This is a genomic window from Bradyrhizobium tropiciagri (genome assembly GCF_001189845.1).
Classification (GTDB): domain Bacteria; phylum Pseudomonadota; class Alphaproteobacteria; order Rhizobiales; family Xanthobacteraceae; genus Bradyrhizobium; species Bradyrhizobium tropiciagri.
In genome coordinates this window covers 1-20,731 of the sequence record NZ_LFLZ01000018.1, presented here as the reverse complement: position 1 = coordinate 20,731, position 20,731 = coordinate 1, and the positions used below count along the sequence as shown (strand labels likewise).

Annotated in this window: 15 protein-coding genes and 1 pseudogene; 5 read left to right on the top strand and 11 right to left on the bottom strand. The window is 57.1% G+C overall.

Features of this window, described 5'->3' with window-relative positions; genetic code table 11:
* Positions 1–2 precede the first annotated feature (2 nt).
* The 3 genes from AKN84_RS16440 to AKN84_RS16430 all read left to right on the top strand — a co-directional run bounded on the left by AKN84_RS16440 (position 3) and on the right by AKN84_RS16430 (position 4,712).
* Complete coding sequence (locus tag AKN84_RS16440; protein WP_128970896.1) at positions 3–1,532, top strand: hypothetical protein; 1,530 nt, start codon at positions 3–5, stop codon at positions 1,530–1,532.
* A gap of 677 nt (positions 1,533–2,209) precedes the next feature.
* On the top strand, positions 2,210–3,472 hold the full coding sequence (locus AKN84_RS16435) for a nucleotide sugar dehydrogenase (RefSeq protein WP_050421738.1): 1,263 nt from the start codon (positions 2,210–2,212) through the stop codon (positions 3,470–3,472).
* Positions 3,453–4,712, top strand: a complete 1,260-nt coding sequence (locus AKN84_RS16430; protein ID WP_128970895.1) for a glycosyltransferase family 4 protein — start codon at positions 3,453–3,455, stop codon at positions 4,710–4,712. The genes AKN84_RS16435 and AKN84_RS16430 overlap by 20 nt, the downstream gene beginning before the upstream one ends.
* A gap of 628 nt (positions 4,713–5,340) precedes the next feature.
* On the opposite strand, the gene AKN84_RS16425 is transcribed toward AKN84_RS16430, so the two are convergent.
* The 3 genes from AKN84_RS16425 to AKN84_RS16415 form a co-directional block, all read right to left on the bottom strand.
* On the bottom strand, positions 5,341–6,249 hold the full coding sequence (locus tag AKN84_RS16425; RefSeq protein WP_128970894.1) for a heparin lyase I family protein: 909 nt from the start codon (positions 6,247–6,249) through the stop codon (positions 5,341–5,343).
* A 352-nt stretch (positions 6,250–6,601) separates the two neighbouring features.
* Positions 6,602–7,759, bottom strand: coding sequence for a glycosyltransferase family 4 protein (locus AKN84_RS16420; protein WP_157863309.1), 1,158 nt, complete (start codon positions 7,757–7,759; stop codon positions 6,602–6,604).
* A 150-nt stretch (positions 7,760–7,909) separates the two neighbouring features.
* Positions 7,910–8,797 carry a hypothetical protein gene (locus AKN84_RS16415; protein WP_050421734.1) on the bottom strand — a complete coding sequence of 296 codons (888 nt, stop codon included), beginning with the start codon at positions 8,795–8,797 and terminating at the stop codon, positions 7,910–7,912.
* Positions 8,798–9,201: 404 nt separating this feature from the next.
* Between AKN84_RS16415 and AKN84_RS16410 the strand changes: the two genes are divergently transcribed.
* Positions 9,202–10,515: a serine hydrolase domain-containing protein gene (locus AKN84_RS16410; RefSeq protein WP_128970892.1), complete on the top strand. Its 1,314-nt coding sequence runs from the start codon at positions 9,202–9,204 to the stop codon at positions 10,513–10,515.
* A 139-nt stretch (positions 10,516–10,654) separates the two neighbouring features.
* Here the strand turns inward: AKN84_RS16410 and AKN84_RS16405 are convergent, their stop codons facing one another.
* The 7 genes from AKN84_RS16405 to AKN84_RS47775 all read right to left on the bottom strand — a co-directional run bounded on the left by AKN84_RS16405 (position 10,655) and on the right by AKN84_RS47775 (position 17,990).
* On the bottom strand, positions 10,655–10,894 hold the full coding sequence (locus AKN84_RS16405; protein ID WP_050421732.1) for a hypothetical protein: 240 nt from the start codon (positions 10,892–10,894) through the stop codon (positions 10,655–10,657).
* Positions 10,894–12,108: a lipopolysaccharide biosynthesis protein gene (locus AKN84_RS16400; RefSeq protein ID WP_050421731.1), complete on the bottom strand. Its 1,215-nt coding sequence runs from the start codon at positions 12,106–12,108 to the stop codon at positions 10,894–10,896. Before AKN84_RS16400 ends, AKN84_RS16405 begins: the two co-directional genes overlap by 1 nt.
* Before the next feature lie 275 nt (positions 12,109–12,383).
* Positions 12,384–13,451 (bottom strand): glycosyltransferase family 4 protein, encoded by a 1,068-nt coding sequence (locus AKN84_RS16395; RefSeq protein ID WP_128970891.1) that lies wholly within the window; start codon positions 13,449–13,451, stop codon positions 12,384–12,386.
* 452 nt (positions 13,452–13,903) lie between these two features.
* Positions 13,904–14,668, bottom strand: coding sequence for an FkbM family methyltransferase (locus AKN84_RS16390; RefSeq protein WP_050421729.1), 765 nt, complete (start codon positions 14,666–14,668; stop codon positions 13,904–13,906).
* A 437-nt stretch (positions 14,669–15,105) separates the two neighbouring features.
* Positions 15,106–16,446, bottom strand: coding sequence for an O-antigen ligase family protein (locus AKN84_RS16385; protein WP_128970890.1), 1,341 nt, complete (start codon positions 16,444–16,446; stop codon positions 15,106–15,108).
* 181 nt (positions 16,447–16,627) lie between these two features.
* Entirely contained in the window at positions 16,628–17,731 is a 1,104-nt protein-coding gene (locus AKN84_RS16380; RefSeq protein ID WP_128970889.1) for a Wzz/FepE/Etk N-terminal domain-containing protein, read from the bottom strand.
* Positions 17,732–17,843: 112 nt separating this feature from the next.
* Positions 17,844–17,990 (bottom strand): hypothetical protein, encoded by a 147-nt coding sequence (locus tag AKN84_RS47775; RefSeq protein ID WP_162240884.1) that lies wholly within the window; start codon positions 17,988–17,990, stop codon positions 17,844–17,846.
* Positions 17,991–18,469: 479 nt separating this feature from the next.
* On the opposite strand from AKN84_RS47775, the gene AKN84_RS16375 reads away from it, so the two are divergent.
* Entirely contained in the window at positions 18,470–19,852 is a 1,383-nt protein-coding gene (locus tag AKN84_RS16375) for a polysaccharide biosynthesis/export family protein (protein WP_050421724.1), read from the top strand.
* A gap of 84 nt (positions 19,853–19,936) precedes the next feature.
* Here AKN84_RS16375 and AKN84_RS47380 read toward each other — a convergent pair.
* A pseudogene (locus AKN84_RS47380) lies at positions 19,937–20,731 on the bottom strand (hypothetical protein); the annotation flags it as partial.

Sequence of the window (20,731 nt, the reverse complement as noted above, 5' to 3'; positions counted from 1 at the left end):
CGATGCAAGACAGAGGCGCTTCCGGCCTGGTTGCAGCTGCCAATTCGATTTTCGTCTTTGGATTTCAAGCAGCGGATCCCTGTAGGGCACTGTTGCGCCAGATCACTGGAGACCCCGAGGCGGAAATCCGCGGCTTTGGTCAGTGGCCAATGAGCGCAGCAGTTACTGATACTTTTCCCGAGATGTGCGGCCCGATGTCGGGACTACAGATCCCGGTGGAGCGTGGCGCCACCGATACCGCGCTCGTCATCCGCAATACCAACTTGCAGAGCATCGTCGGAGCGCGCGAGGGACACCTGTTCGCCGGGTTCATATATTCCGGTGTCCGCTTTTTTGCCGGCTCTTCGCTGGAGATCGTGGACATTCGCGAACGCGCCGCAACCTATTTCGATGTAAAAAAATGCTTCGCCGGCGCGGTGCCGATCGTGATGTATCTGAAGTGGGCGTTCCGCGACGTTTGCCCGATGACCGCCGAAACAAGCGCTTGCTTGATCATCGACGATCCGCCTCTGTGGCCACGGTACGGTCTCCTCGATTTTGACGAACTACTCCAGCTGGCTGACGAGCTGACATTCGCGACGACCATTGCCTTCATTCCATGGAACTGGCGACGAACCAATCGCGACACTGTTGCCGCCTTCCGGGAAAGCAGCAGGAAATTATCGATTTGCGTGCACGGCTGCGATCACACCCGTGGCGAGTTTGCAGCCCGCTCGCTTCAGTCGCTCGACAGAAAGCTAAAGACCGCCAGACTTCGGATGCAGGCCCTTCGCAAAAAACACGCGCTTGACTACGAAAACGTGATGGTCTTCCCGCAAGGGGCATTCTCGCCCGAGGCAGCCTTGGCGCTCAAGCAAAATGGCTTCATCGCGGCGGTGAACACAGAGGTTGCACCGGCGGATGAAGCGCTGAACGAAACGACACTCGCGGATCTCTGGAGTGTCGCCATCGTCCGATACGGCAGCTTCCCAATTTATACCCGACGGTACATTGACCACGGCATCGAAAACTTCGCGTTTGACGGACTCCTGGGCAAGCCGTGCTTCATTGCCGGACATCACGACCTTCTCCGCGGCCACGGTAGCGAATTGACGAAATTCCTTCGGCAGCTCGCATCCTTGCGGTGGACACTCCGCTGGCGACCTCTCGAGGACGCCGTCTGCCACGGCTACAGCCTTCAATCCGACGGCGACACTATCGTAGTAGAGATGCTGGCTGAGCGGCTTCTGTTTGAGAACAGAGAGGCAATGACGCGACGGACCTCGATCAGGAAGCGGGAACCACAGCTCGCTGCCTTAAAGGGCATTACAGTCAACGAAGGCTTGGTCCCGCACGAATACAGAGACGGATATGTGCGCGTGATGGTCGATATCCCGCCCGGCGGTTCGGTGGATATACGGTGCGTTTATCACGAACCGCCGGATGACTCGCCCGCGTCAGAATCGATCCGATACCTCCTCGGGGTCGCCGTGCGGCGGTATCTATCTGAACTCCGTGATAATTACGGTCACCTACTCCGCTTTCGCGCGTAGCCGGAGGCGAACCAAAAGCGACATGATCAAGCCGCTACGGCCCTGACAGAACGCGTCAACCAGGATGCTTCGGGCCGATCGCTGCCTTGCTCCGACGATTCAGAGGCCCGCCCCGCCGCACGGCCTCCAACCGGTCGGTCGCTCGGCAGCGGCCACGACGTATTTTCCGGAAGCTGCGCGATCAAAGGGCTTCGTCTGTTGAAGTGGATCCCGGTCTCGGCCATTCCCTCTCTTGCTTCCCGCCCCCCCAACACCACTGTCTGCCGTCTGCATCGACCGACCAGCATCACTGACTGCCTCTGCGCGGTTGAACCGCGAGTCTCGTGGCCCCTGCGAATAGGTCTGCGATTCCTCAAGTTCAATCAATTCCACCGCGATCATGGTGAAAATCAGTGATCTTTTAGTCCGTCTTCTCTTGCCGAAACCGGAATAGGTAGCCCGAAAAAGTTGAGGCTCCACGAGCCTGAACGAATACAATCCAGACGCTGGCTTGAAGTCGTAGTGATTGTGATCCCAAGTTTAACAGCCGCCGCACTTTGGTGGAAGTTGCCGATGCGTAAAACTTTCTCCGGGTACCGGCTCGCATACAACCTCTGAATGACACCGTCGACCTTTCAGACAACCCCTAAGCAGCCGCCAGCGTTGCCAGCGCAACCTGATGCGCATGATGGATCAAAATGAAAATAGCCGTGTTCGGACTAGGATATGTGGGCATGACGACAGCCGCTTGCCTTGCCAGGCAAGGCCACGAAGTGATCGGCGTCGACATCAGTGACGAGAAAGTCGCCATCGTCAATGCGGGGAAATCTCCAATCACAGAACCCGGCCTCGATCAACTTGTGGAATCCGCCGTCCGCAAACGCTTGCTGAGCGCAACGAAGGACGCGAGCGGGCATCTCGATGCTTGCGCGTTGGCAATAGTGTGCGTGGGAACGCCCAGCGCACCGGACGGATCGCACAATATGAGCTTTGTCGCCGAGGTCTCCCATCAGATCGCAGATCTGATCGGTCCGGCTCGCACGACAGTGCTGACTGTCGTATTTCGTTCTACGATGCGGCCCGGCACCATCGACGATCTGGTCCTTCCGATTTTCGAGAGCTCGTTGAACGCCAGGATGGACCTCATCAACGTCGTCTATAATCCCGAATTCTTGCGCGAGTCGGTGGCGATCGAAGACTTCTTCAATCCACCGAAGATCGTGGTTGGAACAAGGGACGGGGAACGGTGCACGGTCCTCGACGAACTGAACGCGAACATCGCGGCGCCGGTCTTCTACACCACCTATCGTACGGCGGAGATGACCAAATTCGTCGACAACTCGTTCCACGCGGTGAAAATTGCCTTTGCCAACGAAGTCGGTCGCGTTTGCGACAAACTCGGCATCAGCGCGACCACTGTTCACAAGATTTTCGTCTCTGACACCAAGCTCAACATTTCACCCTACTATTTGCGGCCAGGCGGCGCATTCGGCGGTTCATGCTTGCCAAAGGACGTTCGCGCGCTCCAATACATCGCGAGCGACGTTGGGGCGCATACCTGGCTCGTGGACTCGGTACTTAGATCGAACGATGAGCACAAGAATTTCCTGTTTGAGAATTGCCTGAAGGCAGTCCCCGCCGGCGGACGAGTGCTTATGCTTGGGCTTGCCTTCAAAGAGAACAGCGACGATCTTCGCGAGAGTCCTAATATTGACCTGGCTCGCAAATTCCTCCGCTTGCACATCGGCCTGTCGATCTACGATCCACATGTCGAGCCGTCGAAACTGCTTGGGCAGAACCTTGGCTATGCGTTCTCCAATTTGCCCGCTCTCCGCAAATTGCTAATCGCAAAATCGGCCGCCGAATCGGAGCTGTTCGATCTTGTCATCGACACCAGAGGGTGGGCGAAGCAAATGGCGTTAAACGCGAAGCGGGTAATTGATGTCAACACTCTCTCATGACGACACCGTTGCACGCAAATCTGAACAAGCGAGCGTTGTCGCGGTGCGTGGCCGGGTGCTGATTATCGTCGAAAATCTCCCAGTACCGTTTGACGGCCGGGTATGGTCGGAAGCGAGCACGCTGGCACGGAATGGCTACGAGGTGTCTGTGATTTGTCCCAAGGGACCAGGCGCAACGGCCTCATTTGAAATGCTCGAAGGAATCGCAGTCTATCGCCATTGGATGCCTGCTGAAGGTCGTGGGGTGCTAGGCTATGTGGTCGAGTACAGCGTGGCGTTGTTCTGGGAATTCGTGCTGAGCGTGAAGGTTGTAGCAACGCGTGGGTTTGACGTAATCCACGCCTGTAATCCGCCCGATCTCATTTTCATAGTTGGTGCGTTTCATAAGTTTCTGCTCGGGAAATCTTTCATTTTCGATCAACACGACGTCAATCCGGAGCTCTACGAGGCGAAATTCGGACGTCGTGGCTTTCTTTGGCGCGTTATGGTTCTACTTGAACGCATCACATTCGCTTTGTCAGACGTATCGATTGCGACCAACCAATCGTATCGTACTGTTGCGATCGAACGCGGCCGCATGAGCCCAGATCGCGTGTTCGTTGTCCGCTCCGCTCCGAACGTGTCCCGCGTTCGCTCACTTCCGCCCGACCCCGCCTGGAAGAAGGGACGAACGTACCTTGTCGGATATGTGGGTGTTATCGCGAGACAGGAGGGGCTCGACTTGTTGCTGGATTCAATCAAGCACATCCGCGGGACACGGAACCGCGATGATATCCAGTTCGTGATCGTCGGGGGCGGGCGGGAATTGGACGAGCTCAAGAAGCTTGCAATGGCGCTCGAGCTGGATGACGTGGTCACGTTCACGGGCCGGGTCGATGACGCCACGCTATTCACCATCCTGTCGACGGCGGACGTATGTGTAAATCCGGACCGCCCCAGCTCGATGAACGACAAGTCGACGATGCACAAAATCATGGAGTACATGACGTTGGGTAAGCCCATCGTCCAATTCGACCTCACCGAAGGCCGTTTTTCGGCGGGAGAGGCATCGTTGTATGTTCAGAATGCGGACACTGCCGAGTTCGGTGATAAAATACTGGAGCTTTTAGAAGATCCGGCGCGGCGCGAAGCCATGGGCGCATTCGGTCAAAAGAGAATTAGTGGCGAGCTCGCCTGGCATCATGCATCGACGAAGCTTTTGGCGGCTTATGACAAAGTATTCGAACTAAGGGATAAATGAGGAGAGAAACCCGTTCTCTCGCATTTCAGCAGATGCTTAGCCGCCATCCGCCATCGCAGAAAGCCCATAGTACAGACCACCAGACCGCGGCAGACCGGCCAAGGATGCTACGCCATGCGATGCCAGTTCGTGGCCCGATCCGAAGCGGCTCCAACCTTCGGGACCCCGGTAGCGACCATTTGCCCAGTCCTTTGCGCGCTAAGCGCGAGCGGTTTTTGAGCTTGGTGCACGAAGAGCTGTCTCGCGAGGTCCCCTACCCGCGCGACGATAACTCTGCTCCACCGAACCGAGTCACTGTTCGACACACTCGCGCGGCATCGTCGAACTGGCGCGTCCTTTCCGCGCGAGTGTACCAACCGCGAACCAGTGACCGGCTGACTCCGTTGCTGGCCCGCAACTTCCAGGCGGAGCTGCCGCCAAGGCGTCTTGACCGGCGTAGCGTCGGCCGGTCCGAAATGCGCCGTCTGACCGCGACAGCCGTCGGCAATGGCACGCACGCTTTGCCAATCGTCAGTGCCAGTCGGACAAGCCCGCTGAAGGAAATTTCAGCGGCAGTTCATCGTGCTTCAGCGCGGCCGCATCCGTCCGAGCCAGGGAACTGTGCCGCAGTGACGTTGCCCACCCCGGGTCACGGATGCCCCGAAGATACGGGCGTTGACCAATCGCTCGTTATCATCAAGTTTCGGTAATTGACGGCAGCAATCTCGGGCGCCGACGACCGATAGATTCCGTATTCCCAGTTGGTGCCAACTCCAAAGCCCAGCGGTCCGCTGTAATTTACGACCGACGCCCCATCGACCCAAACTTTCAGGTAACCAGTGGCGTCGTTCGAGAATCGGGCCTGCATCTGCACGTCGTGGTACTTGCCGGTCACGATCGGGTTGGGGGCGGTCCACAATGTTTTGGTGACGACGAAGCCGGCGCCGTTGCTCGGGCTCTTGCCGGGCGGACAGTAGCGCGCAAGCACCTGCAGGTGATCGCCCTGCATGTTCAGCGCGACCGGAGGTGACGTTCCTACGCCTGAGGCGTTGTCGTCGTTGTGCCACTGTCCGACGATGAACCAACCGGTGGCGCTGTTCACAAACGCCCCGTTGCTACCGTTCGCCTCCACCATGAACTGGTAGCTGAGCATGATGGGTGTGGCGGCGGGATAGGTTACCGTGGAATTGATCTCGGAGCGATCGACGGACGAGCTGTCATACCAGGCATAGTCGCCCTTGTGGACCTCGAAGCGCAGGGTTTGGGGGTCAGGATTGGTTAGGCTATAGCTCTGGTCAGCAACGTGAACACCGTAGGCGTCGTCGCCGATCCGAAAGCGGGTTCGCGGCCTACCGGAGAATGACGTGATCAACGGAACAACTGTTCTGGTTCTTGCGGTATCCCTCTCGGTGCCAGCAATATTGTCGGTATTGGCGGACGGGCCCTCAGCTAATAGTTTTGCCTGACCGCCTGCATCGGCGATGAGTGATGTCGATCCATTAGAGATATTTGCTACACTGCCAGTCAGCGCAAAGATGACGGATAAAACTATCTTCATTGCTATCCCTATTCCGGTCAGCGTCTGTCGCAAGATGCGCTAGTCACACGCAAGAGTAACTCATTCAAATATCAATGCAATTTTCACCGGATTCGATCGAGGGAAAATAAGGACTACCGCCAGGCAGACTTCGAAAGAATGCTCCCTGCGCGCGGAATGCACAGCTTCGCGGCGAGCGCATCTGCCTGCTAGCGGATCACGCCGTCAGAGCGCGTCGATGGCAGTCGCGTCGATAAGGCCCCTGCGGGCTCGTTGACGCGGACGCAAAACCGACGGCCTGGATCCGACTGAGGGGCCCACCACGCGGCGTCCAGTACTCGTCCCCGATCCGGATAGGCGACGAGCGAGCCGCTCAGTTCATCACAGTTGCACCCGAGCGTTTTGACCCGGCGACAAGGGGCGTCAAAGCCGCCATCAACTCGTGAGTCTTCACCATCGGGGAGTGATTAGCCTTGACATAGATCTGACATCGCCGACCGAGCGCGTCGTAGTCACCCGCGTCCATATTCCAAATCGCACTCACAGAATTGGAAAGCGCTAACTCGTCCTCGACTGATGCACCCAGCATATGACGCTCGACGATCGAGTCCGGATCAACATGCCGGCGCGTCACGATGGGGGCACCGACGGCGAGCGCCTCCAGAAACGCGTTTGAGAAGCCCTCAAAATCAGAGGTGCAGAGAAGCATCGTTGCTTCTGACAGAAATTGTTGAACGTCCGCCCGTCGGACATAGCCAACCAATTCGACGTTTGGCAGCTGACGCAAGCCATTCACGGCGTCCAGCGTCGATTGATCGGTATTCGGCGAGGTCATCCCTGCCACGCGAAACTTGACAGCGGGCAATGCCTGCGCAATCCGAAAAAGCAACGGCAGATTCTTCGGATAGCGGAAGACACCGAGCCAGGCAACGTATCTGCGTTCTGCACGCGGCAAAGGGGCGGCCGCGTCCTCTGCTACGGCAAACGGATTATGAAGGACGTGCACTGGCTTGCCCGGAAAAAGCGCAGCCAGCTTCCCTCGTTGATATTCGTTCTGACAGAGAAAGCCGGCGGTGTGATGCCGGGCCCAAGAATAGGAAAGCCATTCATAAGATGGAAGGAGGGCTTTGCATCGCTCATCGACATCTATGTCGCTCACAACGCGATAAACGAATGGAATCTTCAGTTGGTCGGCGACGAACGCCATGATGGCGGTATGTATCCCGCATACTCCTTGGACCAGGATATCCGGGCGATAGCTGCGGGCGGCTGCCAACACTTTCGGGATATACGAATAGAAATACTTCGCGACCCGAATCCCACGAGCGGGATCGTAAGTTTCTATGAGTTTGATTTGCTGTCCCGAACCTACATGCTCCAACGCCCCCTTCCAGGTGAGAACAGCGGTTTCATGACCGGCGTTTTCAAGCGCCCGAAGCCATACTGCGAGCTCGATCGCCCACCCGCCAATCGGATAGTTCTCATCTTTCATCAGATAAGGAATGGAAAAATCCATCGAGAGAATGCGCACCCGATACCCCGTGCTTATTGGGACCGTATCACGACAAGAAGCTCGGCGACATGCACGCGGCCTTGCCCGCGAACTCGAGCTGTACGGATTCTCAGTTCGCGCAGTAAGAGGGCGAGCCATGCCTTCAGCAAGGAACGAGATCGTTCCTTGTCAAGCTGACAACACGATGTTCTCAATCTCGCTCCCTTCCCCTATCCTGGCCACCACCTCAAACCTGATCGCGTCGCCAAGCTGGAAGAGCGTGCCGTGATTGATGCCGTTCGCATGCGTTCGATTCACGATGAGGAACGAACCGGCACCCACCAAGCGATCTCTTAGATTGGCGACGGCGCGGCGCAACTGCGCTTCGTTGAAATAGCCATGATTGAGCAGATTTGACACGCGGATTGCGTTGAACCGGCCGCGCAGTTGCGCCGGGTTAGGCGCCAGAATGTCATCCTCGGCAAAGCTCAGCCGTGCGTCATCGCGGGCATGCGGGTTCACCAGGAGTACATCCCTCCACTTTCCTCGCGCGTTGGCCAGAGGCAGGAGCGCGCCTGCAAGTGCGTTGAGCGCGGCGACCACGAATCCGGTGCCCTTCAGAAAGTCCCGGGGACCATTCAGATACCAGCGCACCGGAAGATTAGAGACGATGTGCTGCAGCACCTTGCCATCACGGTCGAGCAGAACCTCATATCCTGGCAACAGGCGCACGAGGCTCCCGCGCATGCACAGATCGGTCGCCAGAATTTTCGTCTCGATGCCAGCGCGCGTCAGAGCATCCGCCCATTCGAGCGAGGAAATCCCTGATGATACGCCGACGTCCATGATTTGGCTCGGCTTGCTGCCAAGTTTCCTCCACTCACCGATAACCAGCATATTCAGATCATCGAGGCGATGATGATCGGTGGTCTTGTAGGTGCCGTTACGCAGACGGATCGAGGCGAAGAACGCCGCTTCCTGTGTTTGCGTAAACGCATCTCCTGCCGTCAAGAAACTCCTTGCATTCAAAACCACGCCGCCCCCAAAATCTCCGGAGAAGCGCATCAGGACCGTCATGTACTGCACCTTCTGCTCGACTCGCTTCTCTCAAGATCGCTCGAACTTAATCGATTGAAAGTACGCTGCTCGTGGTCGTCGACAGGAAGAACCCTTCGATCGACAATCCGCAGGAACTCGAGTTGCGCCTTGTTTCTCGCGCTCACAAGCATAATCTTTTGGATCGATACACGGCTCGACCCTTTCGGATTACCCAATCTCGATCACGGCGACAATTCAGGCTAACTGGCTCGGAATGGGCCCCGACCAGGGGAGGTCTGGGAGCTCTGCAGTCGGCTGGAAGGAGTTTTGCCTTGCTACACATTGCAGGCGCGTACGGTGGCAGTTGCGCCGTCAGGGGCCACGGTTTCGACGGTTGACGGCTTCCCTACCGGACGTGCCGTCTTCTTGCTAGAAATGCTCCCATGGCCGAATCCATTGGCCGCCCGCGGAGCTCCACGTCGATGATTCCTAACGTCGGCCGTATCGCCTTGCTCGTCATCGTAGGAAGCATCGCAACCCTTTCGGCTTCGCTTGCACGGGACGGCGCGCTCGCAGGCAGTAGTGGCGACTTCGAACAGCGCATGCAGCGGATCGTGAATGGACTGCGGGCTGCCACTGCCGGCGAACCTCCGATGAGGCTTGCCGGTCGGATGAACGAACTGCATGTTCCTGGCGTCAGCATCGCAGTGATTCATGGCGGCATAGTCGAGGCCCGCGGGTTCGGATCCGCTACCATCGGTGGTCCGCCAGTAACGCCTGAAACGTTGTTCCAAGCGGCTTCAATCAGCAAACCGGTTACGGCTGTAGCGGCGCTCGCATTGGTTCAGGCCGGAAATCTCGATCTCGATGACGATGTCAATCGCTCCCTTAAAAGCTGGAGGATTCCTGTTAACTCGTTCACTAATCAATCCCAGGTCACACTTCGAAGACTGCTGAACCATTCGGCTGGCATAACTGTCCCCTATTTTCCGGGATATCCTGTAGGCGCACCAATTCCATCGCTCGTCGACGTTCTCAACGGCGCGTCGTACTATGAGCGCGTACGAAACCTCCTTGCCAGACGGATGGGCTGGCTCGCGGCAACGCCGGCGCGCAGGGGACGGGCGCCTGTAAACACCGCCCCCATCGTGGTCGATCATGAGCCCGGAACAAGATTCGAGTACTCAAGTGGCGGGTACACAATCGTGCAGCAACTGCTCATCGACGTAACCGGAAGGCCGTTCCCACAACTACTTGAAGAACTTGTCCTCAAGCCGTTTGGAATGACGCACAGCAGTTTTCTCCAACCGCTACCCAAAAATGACGCTCCAATGGCCGCAACGCCCTACCGAGCGACGGGAGCGCCGGTGTCGGGAGGTCCGCATATCTATCCCGAATTGGCTGCCGCAGGTTTGTGGACGACGCCTACCGACGTTGCGCACTTTGCGCTTGGTTTGGTCCACGCTTGGACCGGTCAAGACACTACCGTACTATCTCAGGCCACGGCTCTCCAAATGCTCACACCCGGGCTCGGCAACTATGGACTTGGTCCGATTGTTCTAGGGGTCGCGCCGCATCGACGATTCCTGCATTCGGGCGTCAACGAGGGGTTCGTCAGCTTGATGACCATGTTCGAAAATGGAGACGGCGCTGTTATCATGACGAACGGAGATCAAGGCGGACAGCTGGCTAACGAAATCATGTACAGCATCGCAACCGAGTACGACTGGTCCGACGGCCAGCCGAAGGTTCACTAACGAGCGAGCGTCCTCACCGTGCTGTTCGTACTCGATCGTACCGGGCACCAGGATTCGTACAAACTTCGGACCTCTCTCGTTGGGCCGTCGCGTCCTTATTCTGATGTTAAGGCAGCCCCGTCAAGCAGAGCACCTTGCGTCACGCGCCGAGAACTCCCCATTCTCTCCGGACCTCAGCCAGGGTTCGATAGTATCCGGTCACGAACAGCATAGCCACATAACACACCAGAACCGCAGCCGGACCAACCAGCGCAGCAATCGGAACCGGCGGCTTCAGCAGATCAACCGAAAACCGCACTAGCATTGCCGCCAATACCGATGCGACCAAAATTAGTGCAAGGTTTTTCCAATCCTGCAACTTTGCGATCGGAATGCTCATCACCTTTGAAAGTCTTCTGAGAAAAACACATACACAACGAAAGTTGTTAATACCGACCCGATCGCTGCCCCTGGCAAGCCGTAGTACCAGACGCCGGCCAAGCTCGTTAACACGGCAAATGGAAGGATCGCAGCTTCATAACGCATGTTGGCCGAACCCTGCCCGAACACATTGAGCAGAGTGGTAATTTCGGTCGAGATCAACGTCTGGATCAGATAAATGCGCAGCACTGGAGAGCCGCTCACGTATTCCTTCGTAAACAGAAATTGGATGACCTCGTCAGCAAAGACGAACAATGCCGCAATGGCCGGGAACATCACCGCACTTATGATAACGTTCCCCTGATTGTTCAGGCGTAACAGCTCTTCGTGGCGACCCAACGAGTGGAAATGACTCATCTTTGGCAAGAGCAAATTCCCCAGCCCGCCTCTCAAGACTTCGAACGGCATCAGCAGCGTAGTCGCAATTGAAAAAATGCCGAACATACCCGACGAAAACATCGTCGCTACGATCCATAGTTCCGCCTGTTTCCGCATACTCCACAGCAGGCCGGCAACACCGAACGGAAGGGCGTAGCGAAGCTGTGCACGGAACTGCTCTTTCTTGATCGGAAACAGTCGAATACCACAATGGCGCGCAATGAAGACGGCCAGAAGTACTACGCGCACGCTAGCGGCAATCAAGGCCGCGATCAGCACCTCTTCGAATCGATGAAACACGACTGCTGCAGAAATTATGAGCGCGGCTCTCAGCACGGATGAAGCCAAGATAGCTTGCGCCTGCCAGCGGATCAACCCTACGGCGTTGGGTAACACGTCCAGCAATAGGCCCAAATTCCAGACAAACAGGAAACTCGCCAGTAACAACCCGTGGTCGTGCAGCAGATCCTTCATGCCCGAGGGAAGGGCATTACGAAAGGTAAACACCAGAAGCACCGCAATCATGGTTGTGGCGAGCAGAAACAAGACCGTCTGCCCGACGTAAATCCGCCGTCCCTCTGCATCCAGCCGGACAAAGAAGAAGAGCAAGCTGCGGGGCATGTTGAAGGAGAACAACAGGGCCACAGTCGTTACGAGTAGCCAGAACAGCCGGTATTCACCAAACGCCGTGGGGCCGATCGTTCGCACCAGAACGACCGGCGTCAATAGCATGATGACCTGCTCGGTGTATTGGGCAGCCGAGAGTGCAATTCCTTGACGCAGTATCGATGCCATGGATCAGCGACCTACCGACAGCGTCGACGATCCAAAGCGCGAATTGCCGCCTTCGAACTTTCCAAGAAAACGATCATAACTCACTGATAAACTCCAGAACCGCAGGGCAGGAAGCCACCCCGATGAAGCGAAGGGTTTGATGGCAATTGGCTTGCTTACAGCTCACCTCCCTCGAGCCACTTCTCATCCATCTCGTAAGAACCAATCTGGTTGCATCACCTGTCAGACCGCAGAGTTAAATCGATACCGACTCATGGCTGAACCTCTCGCGGCGCTCACAATGAGCCCACGAGTGCATCCAAGTCACGCGCGACCCTGTTCCAGGTATAGTGCTCTAGCATCACCTTTCGAGCACTCTGGATCATAGAGTGCCGACGGCCTTGGTCTTCGATGAGCAGCTTGATCGCAGCCGCGACTTTCTCGGGCTCATCAGCCCGCATGTAATCGACGCCATCATGTGCCATGCCAAGCGCTTCGATGCCTACTCCCGTTGAAACCACGGCCAACCCCATGGCAAACGCCTCAAGCACCTTGTTCTTCAATCCACTGCCAATCCGCATTGGATTTACCATGATGGGATACTCCGCGAGCACGGAGCAGATATCGTCAACGAACCCAGTGAGACGAATACCGTCGTCTCGCCTTGCCGCCTGTAGAAGCCACCCTTCCGCATCTTTGCCCACCACGCACCACTCAATTCCGGCTGGAGCCAAGTACGGTCGATAGACGTACTGGTAAAAAAAGCGGACCGCATCGCTGTTTGGCCTGAAGGCAAGATTGCCCCAAAATGCCACTCCCCTTCGCTTAGCGACACGTGCATTTGAGTCGAATGTCTCCACCAAGTCGGGCGAGACTCCATTCGGTATCGTGCTAACGTTCGCAGTCCTGCCAGACAGTCGACAAACAGTATCGGAATCCGCATCATTGACTGTTGTGACGTGGTTGAACCAATGAGGTAAGCAGGCTTCGGCCCTCGCGCGGCGCGCGCGCATCACGTGTGCGTCCAGACGCGCGCTCAGCTGCGCGGGCCATGGTGGAAGATACTGCATTTGTCTGGTCAGCGTTAGAACCTCGCTGTCGATGAGATCAAAGATGATTTTCTTGTCGCTCGAAAACGGTCGGACGAATTCCGCAAGCACCAGGCAGAAGACAATCATATGACTGATACTGTTCTCTTCACAGAAGTCGGCTATGGTTTTGGTAACCGTTGAAAGGTGACGCGGATAAGAGAGCGAGTAGTATTCAGAATCATTTCGGCGGAAGTGCCTCTTCAGTGACGGCCTGTGATTCGGAAACTTCGGCGTTTCAACAATCTTTCGGAAGACATCGGACAAGCCGACCAAGCCGTCGCTGCACTTGTCCGTCGAACCGAGGTTCACCGTCAAAAGGTACAGTTCATGCCGCCTCGCCAGTTCGCGGCACAAGTGCCACACGCGGAGGTCATGGCCGTTGGTTAGGCTTGCGAGCGGCTTATGCGTTACAACTAGAATGCGCGTCACGACGATTCATTTGAGTTTCGACTGCGGCAGAGCGGAGTCGGGCACAGTATGATCGCCCCCGTCATCTATCCAGCGGAGTCGAACTTTCAGGGGCGATTTGAACTCATTTGGCTCTCCGGCGCAACGGGAGGCCGCGCTCCCAATGGAGCGCTCCGTTGCACTGCGTTGCTCATCGTGAGTAGTACTTTGGCGTGGACGGCTGGCGTAAGCCAGAGGGGGCTGTGATCGGTGGCTGGCGCACGCTCGCACGTATGCTGGTGTCGAGTACGACAGGATTCGGGACACTAGCGCGACCTTTATTGGGGCAGCGGACACTCATCAGGGATGATGAAGAAATTTCCCGTGAAATTCTTGAGGCCGGAGCCGGCAGGCCTGAGCACGCCGTGCTCATAGCCGTACATGCGATAGTGCTCGCCTTCGAACATCGCGCGAATCTCGTCGCGATTCTCAGGCTTCCAAATCTCGCAGAAGATGAGCGGCCGGCAGCGCCTTATCAGTTCCATGCCTCCCTTTAGGACCTCGGCCTCGAACTCCTCGACATCGATCTTGATCGCGTGCACGTCCGTGCACGTCTTGAGGTCTGGAACGCCATCCAACGCCTCTATCTTGATCTGGAAGCGGACGCCTTCCTTGTATTCGGAATGCCCGTCGTCGACCTGGCACAGTGCGTGCCGTTTGATGCCGCCGATCACGGGCATGATCATCGGGAGCGCTGCGGCCTGACGACCCAAGCCGCACTCGTGAACCGTCACGTTCGCGAGCGTATGCCGCGCGACCACGCGTGTCAGACTCTTGAAGTTCTCGGGACCCGGCTCGAACGCATGAACTCGCGAGCCGGGTTTGGTGGCCGCCAAGAAATAGGCCGTCACTCCGATATTGGCGCCGATGTCGAGGATCACGCCGTCGTTCGGCACCATGGCAAGAAAATACAAAAAGTCGGCTTCATAGCGGAACGCTTTTATCGTCGCGATGCGCGCTTGAGCGACGAAGAAGAGATAGTTGTCAAACCCGAGCGCGCCAATGAGCAAGCGCTGCGTTAAACGCTTGAGCGGGCCTATCATTGGAGCCCTCCCTGCTCACGCGGCTCGATCACACGTCGGTGCGCTCCATGGGCGCCCTGGCCTCGGATCTCGATCGAGTTGTTGCGAACCGTCAACTCCCGCCCGAACATAGTCATGTTGGAATCCACCGAGCCAATAGAACGATACCAAGTAAAATATCACTATTAAGCGAGCTCGATTGCTTCGTTGCAAGAAGGTCACCTTGCTCGGAAACGGAGAACAGGAGTTACCTCCACTGGCTTGTCGCCGCGTTCGCTGCGCCATAGCCACACGCTCGGCATAGGCCGTCGATCGCTCCAGCTTGCCAGCGCAGTTATCGAGCCACGGCAGAGATTGCGCAAACAATTCGAGCGACCATGCGGATTCAACGTCAGGTCGGCAACGCCTCAGCTAAGCACGTTTTCATCATCAAAGATCGCAATGCTTAGTAGCTTGGCTCAAGCTGAGGTATGGCCCGTGCGCGAGGATAGGCGCGCCAGATTGACCATCATCGCGATGAGAAGGAACAGGTACATGTTCTCGAACGATGGAAATACCTCCCGCTCAGTAAACATACTTATTCCATAGCCGACGATGCACGCAAACAAGGCCCAATACAGGTCGCTATGCAACCGTCGGCCGACACGCCAAGCGGTTGATATCCCGACGCACATAAGAACGAGAAGAATACCGGTAGCGATCGCTCCACAGTCGAGAAAGAAATCGATGATTGCGTTGTGTGCATGAGTAGCCTGTATGAGCGTTCCCGAGTACCAGGCTTCGCTGGTGATTATTCCGGACCGACCCGCGCCGAACAGAAATAGGCCGAGATCGCTTGTCCACTCACTGAGCAGCGGTATCCAAATGAAATCTACGCGGCCAGTAAGCAATTCGTCAGCCGACACGTCCGAAGACCCGTCGAAACCGATGGAAAGAATGGCGTCCATAGTTGGCGCGATCCAGAGAACGGACGCGATGCCGACCATCGCGGCGCCGACAGCGAGAACAGCGAACTTGCGCTTGTAAAGCAGAAGCAAAACATAGGAGCCGGCAACGGTTAGAAGCGCGCTACGCGACGAAAGTAGAAGCAGTCCCAAAAGCGACAAGGCGACGGGCACTATCCAGAGCGAGCTACGAGTAAGTGCCTTGTACAGCAACAAAGGCGCCGTGCAGATGTATATAGTGCCCATCGTATTGTAGTGGATGCCGAAGTAGGCTTCACACAACCCATTGACGGAGGCGCGCCCTGAAAGTGCCGCGGATGGATTCATGAAGGCGACGAAGACAAAGCTAGCCGATAAGAGCAGAATCGAAACGCAGATTGCGTTGACGACTGTCTCAATCTCCGAAAGCGAGCGACATCGCTTCAAGATGAACAGAAACGGCAAAATGTAGAACGCCGGAACCATGCCGTATGACATGATGTAATCCAGATAGGAATCTGGAAATACATCCGGGAGGCGATCATGAAGCAGAGGCGCATTCTGGATTGATCTGGCGAAGGCAATGGTGAAGGTTACAAAATATAACAAAAGAACGCGAATGGATGTTCGTTCAATCCTGTCAGTCGCGGATAACAGTGATCCCTGGACTAACAGATAGATCAAGACTGCAGCTGACAACAGATTAAAGGGCTTGCAGCCCTGCATGCCGAATAGATTCGTATTGACGAACGGCACTCGTTGAAAGGGCAATATGAAAACGATCGCCAGAAAGAGCCATTTTCCACTTTGGCCAAGCGAATACGCAGACGTCTGATGATAGGGAGTTCGGCCGCTATGTCTTAACGCAACGTTCATGACGGACCGTTTCCTTGCCTTCCAGCGCGACCGCGGCTGGGCAGCTTACGCCACGATCTCTGCGCCGCGCTGCCCCGGCTAAGGCTTCGTCGCGCCTGATACCGATCGCCCAATGGCGCCTGCCCGCCTGCCGTCCAAAACAACGTGTCGCGAGCGTTGTTGAGAATAGCAGCTCCCGCCTTCACCCTGAACCCGTGAGGCGTACTGGCCTGGTTTTTGTCGATGCGTCAGATTGAAGCTCCGGTCGGACTGCGTCCGAAACAGACCGCTCGATTCCATCATCGTGTCCGGTCAAGAGGTCCCACGCAGCGAAACGCATGCGGCCATTCAGCAGATCCAGCAGCACAGCGATGGCGAGGCCAAGAAGCAGCCCGCCAACGATCGCTATTCCAAGCACATTCTTGGGCTTCGGTGAAGCGGCCCTCAGAGGAGGCAACGCCTGGGTAATGAGACTTGCAGCAAACACCGGCGAGGATTGTTGTCGCGTCGCCTCCAGTCTGCGCAACATATGGCGAAAACTATCATAGGCACTTTTGGATGATTCCGCAGCGGCCGCCAATTTATCCATCCTGGCAGCCGAATCCAGCGCATCTTTCTTGTCTCTACCGAACTCCTCAAGTGCCCTTTGCGCAGCTGAGGCTTGCGTGCTCAATCCGTTCAGTCGATCCCGGACCCATGTCTCATCTTGCAACGAGCCGCCCTGATCCATTTGATGAGTGATGTACTTTTCCGCGACGGCGTTCAGAATCTGCGCTGCTCGATCAGGATCTTTCGAACTGAAAGTGAGTTCGACAAGGTAGGTCGGGCCGACACGCTTGGCAGTCAGCCTTTGTCCGAACGATTCCACGGCGTAGCGCATGGCGCCAGCTGCACCTTGCGGTCTAGTCCAACCGAGCAAACGCGAGACGGATAGCGTGCTGCTGCCCTGGCCGCCCGCGAATTCCGGGTCTTCTGCGAGGCCGAGCTTCTCGATCACGGCGCTAGCGATGCTCTCGGACCTTATGATTCCGATCTGACTTTCAACAATCGTCGCGACTGCTGCAACGTCCCCGGGGGTCGCTTTCGAATCTACGATAAGTTGCGCCTTAGCAGTGAACGTGGGTACCGCCATGATAAGATAGAGGATGGCAACGCCAAGCGTTGCGCAACACACCAGAAATATGGTCAACAGGCGTCGCCGTATGAAGGCCACCACCGCCGGCAGGGAAATGACCGGCGTAGGACGAAATTCCGGCGGCGGCAGATTGTCTCGGTTCACCCAATTTTCCGTCGTATTCTGTAACATTTTCGTACCAGCGCTGATAATTGGAACTCCCTTGCGGCAGCTAGGTCAAAAAGCGCAAGGGGGCTCACCGAAGGAAGCACGGCTAGCGGAAGGCGCAGCAGGCTGAGTCACGTCAATAGGCATTCAATGCACCTTTTGAGACGAGGGTAGCTGGCTCGGGATGGGCGAGTGGTCGCCGCACCAACCTGCGATCGGCGACGGCCGCGAAATCTGCCGAAATTGAGCTGGCGTCGAATTCGGCAGCAGTGATAGCCAGCATGATCGATAACCGGCCTGACGGTAGCTGCTGAATTCGCCAAACCGCTGTCGACCGGATGCGCCCGCAGGCTGGCGGAGGCCGGCAAATCGGCGAAGAACGCATCGTTCATGGCACTCTACGACCCAATCGCTCAGTCCCTGCTGAAATCAGTACATTCCGGGTCACGGGTTGGGAAAGGCAATAAATGGGTAATTACGATGGTCCATTGAGCCGCGACACTACCGGACTAAATTCGTGCGGCGATCCGCTCGTTCGCACATCTCAATGGGTCTGATGCAACTTCGAATTGACGATCAACAGGGCCGATCAATCGAAAAAGTAGGCGAGAGACCCTGCCTCCGGGCAAATGGGAAAAGAACCTCGGTTTGCCGGTCGTCCGTCTCGATGTTACCCGAGTGTCAGCGATGTTGACGTGTTGGCACACCAACGGATCCCGAGGGTTTCATCCTGGTGACCACGTCGTAGAGAAAGTTGCCGTCATGCCGAACTCCGCACCGCGCAAACGCCTCAGAATCAGGATCCTTGGCAACGACCTCGGCGGTTACATCAAATGTGGCCTGGCCGCCCTCGGCTTAACGATTTCGGTGGCACAAGCGAAAGCCGAATATCTCGTAAATGTCGGAGATGTGCTGGAGGTCGCGGCGGCGGGTGTGCCGGAGCTGCGGTCTCGTGCAGCCGTCCAGACAGACGGGAACATTTCGTTGCCGCTCGTTGGAGTGCTCCAGGTAGCCGGCCTGAGCTTACCGCAGATCCGAACCAAGGTCGGCGCCGTGCTAGCGAACAAGGTGTTTCGACAGCGAAGTCCGGATGGGCGTGAAAGCGTCGTCGTGATCGATGCAGATGAAGTCACTGCGACCGTGGCGGACTACAGGCCGATATACATCAATGGTGACGTATCGAAGCCTGGTCAGTACCCTTACCTCCCAGCGATCACCGCACGTCAGCTCATAGCTGTGGCGAGCGGTTACGACATCATGCATGTGAGAATGAACAATCCGTATCTTGATCTGGCGGACCTGAGAGCCGAGTACGGATCGCTTTGGACAGAATTCGCCAAAGAGCAAGCGCGCCTGTGGCGTATCAAGACGGAACTCGGAGAGGCGACCCAGATCGTTCCGAACGCTGCGAAGGACTCACCGATAGCTCGATCGGCGATTTCAGAAATCTTCAATGCGGAAACGGAGTATCTGAAGACAAAGCAGAATGACTATCAGCAGGAGAAGGAGTTCATCCAGCGCGGCGTTCGGCAAGGAGACGATGAAGTTCGTGTGCTGTCTGAGCAGCAGAAGCGCGAGGAGGAAGGATTTCAGTCGGACCAGGACGAGTTGCAAAAAGCGCAAGACATGTTCGCCAGAGGTACCTTGACCAGCCCGCGCGTTACGGATGCGCGTCGAGCGGTTTTGCTGTCGTCAACCAGGAAGTTGCAGACCTCCGCGCAGCTGCTGCAAGTCAAGAAGCAGCAGGATGAGCTCGTCAGAAGGCTGACAAAGCTCGATGATCAGCGGCGACTTGACCTGCTACGTGAGCTGCAGGATACGAGCTTGAGGCTTAACCAGGTTCGCGAGAAGCTGCAGAGCGTAGGGGAGAAGATTCAGTACACCGCGATGGTTCGATCACAGCTTGTGCGAGGAGCAGGCAGCAAGCCCGACATTACCATCGTCAGGAAGAGCAAGAACGGACCGGAGCAGATTGTCGCGAGCGAAGATACCGAGTTGCAACCAGGCGACACGGTCGAAGTCTCCTTGCGATACCAGGATCTTCCGGACGCGCCTGCCCGAAGGCTAAGCAGCTCAACCCCCTCATCGGCGACCGGCCGAACTGCGGTGACAGAAGCTGATCCACCGTCGGTCGGTATCAGGTGATGAGGTCGGCTCGGCCGGTCACGTTTGCGAGCGTTGGGGCTTGGGACGTCCGACGCTCGGTCGATTGGCGCGCGTCTGCAGATGTTAGCGACGCAGTGCGTCCAGCCGACCTTTCGCCTCCTTAATTCCGGCGGCATCGGCCCTGGCATACAGGGCTCTTGCTTTGCTCGAATCGCCGCGCGTGCCATAAGTTCCCCATTTCGCCAGAACCAACGGATCGTAGGTTTCTGCCAGCGCGAAGCTCGCCTGGGCACTGCCCATCTCGACGGCGCGCTCGAGCACAAGCCGTGCCGCATTTACATCGCCCTGCCGGAGCAGGGAGCTCGCACGCGCGACCAACCCTGCAGCTTCCGCAACCTGCTCGGAAGCGGGCTGAGCAACGGCGCGAACAGGCGCCAGAGGCGCCTGCTCGGCGATCGGACTGGCAGCCGCTCCGACGGAGCCGAACCTATCTGGGCCAGGCGAACCGGTCGTCAAGACGTACGACACAGCGCCAAGCCCTGCGCGACCTTGGGCCTCATAGGCATGGATCGCGCTCCGCGACAGGAAGAAGTTCTCTGCCTTCACGTCTGCGCCTTTGGCGCGCAATTGCCTCAACTCGGCAGCGCCAGCTTCTGTTGCCTGCTTCTGCAGCAGGACTTCCTCGCTTGCCTTTGCGGCCTTCGCCGTCTGGGCCTCACTATCGCGACGCACTGCTGCCAGGTCCTGTTCCAGCCGCGCGGACCGCTCACGCTCCCTTTGCAGATCCGCCGCTCCGCTCTTCCCCGCCGATGTGAGCCGGGACAGATCCTCGGCCGCTTTTGCGACCAGCGCAGTTTTGGACTCGACGTCGCGCCGCGCTGCCGTCAGATCCTGCTCCAGCCGTGCGGATCGCTCGCG

Excerpts from the sequence above, each read along its gene's own strand:
- AKN84_RS47775 (WP_162240884.1), bottom strand. The coding sequence starts at position 17,990 with ATGCTGGCTATCACTGCTGCCGAATTCGACGCCAGCTCAATTTCGGCA.
- AKN84_RS16440 (WP_128970896.1), top strand. The coding sequence starts at position 3 with ATGCAAGACAGAGGCGCTTCCGGCCTGGTTGCAGCTGCCAATTCGATT.
- AKN84_RS16375 (WP_050421724.1), top strand. The coding sequence starts at position 18,470 with ATGCCGAACTCCGCACCGCGCAAACGCCTCAGAATCAGGATCCTTGGC.
- AKN84_RS16380 (WP_128970889.1), bottom strand. The coding sequence starts at position 17,731 with ATGTTACAGAATACGACGGAAAATTGGGTGAACCGAGACAATCTGCCG.
- AKN84_RS16385 (WP_128970890.1), bottom strand. The coding sequence starts at position 16,446 with ATGAACGTTGCGTTAAGACATAGCGGCCGAACTCCCTATCATCAGACG.
- AKN84_RS16430 (WP_128970895.1), top strand. The coding sequence starts at position 3,453 with ATGTCAACACTCTCTCATGACGACACCGTTGCACGCAAATCTGAACAA.
- AKN84_RS16415 (WP_050421734.1), bottom strand. The coding sequence starts at position 8,797 with ATGACGGTCCTGATGCGCTTCTCCGGAGATTTTGGGGGCGGCGTGGTT.
- AKN84_RS16425 (WP_128970894.1), bottom strand. The coding sequence starts at position 6,249 with ATGAAGATAGTTTTATCCGTCATCTTTGCGCTGACTGGCAGTGTAGCA.
- AKN84_RS16435 (WP_050421738.1), top strand. The coding sequence starts at position 2,210 with ATGAAAATAGCCGTGTTCGGACTAGGATATGTGGGCATGACGACAGCC.
- AKN84_RS16405 (WP_050421732.1), bottom strand. The coding sequence starts at position 10,894 with ATGAGCATTCCGATCGCAAAGTTGCAGGATTGGAAAAACCTTGCACTA.
- AKN84_RS16400 (WP_050421731.1), bottom strand. The coding sequence starts at position 12,108 with ATGGCATCGATACTGCGTCAAGGAATTGCACTCTCGGCTGCCCAATAC.
- AKN84_RS16390 (WP_050421729.1), bottom strand. The coding sequence starts at position 14,668 with ATGATAGGCCCGCTCAAGCGTTTAACGCAGCGCTTGCTCATTGGCGCG.
- AKN84_RS16410 (WP_128970892.1), top strand. The coding sequence starts at position 9,202 with ATGGCCGAATCCATTGGCCGCCCGCGGAGCTCCACGTCGATGATTCCT.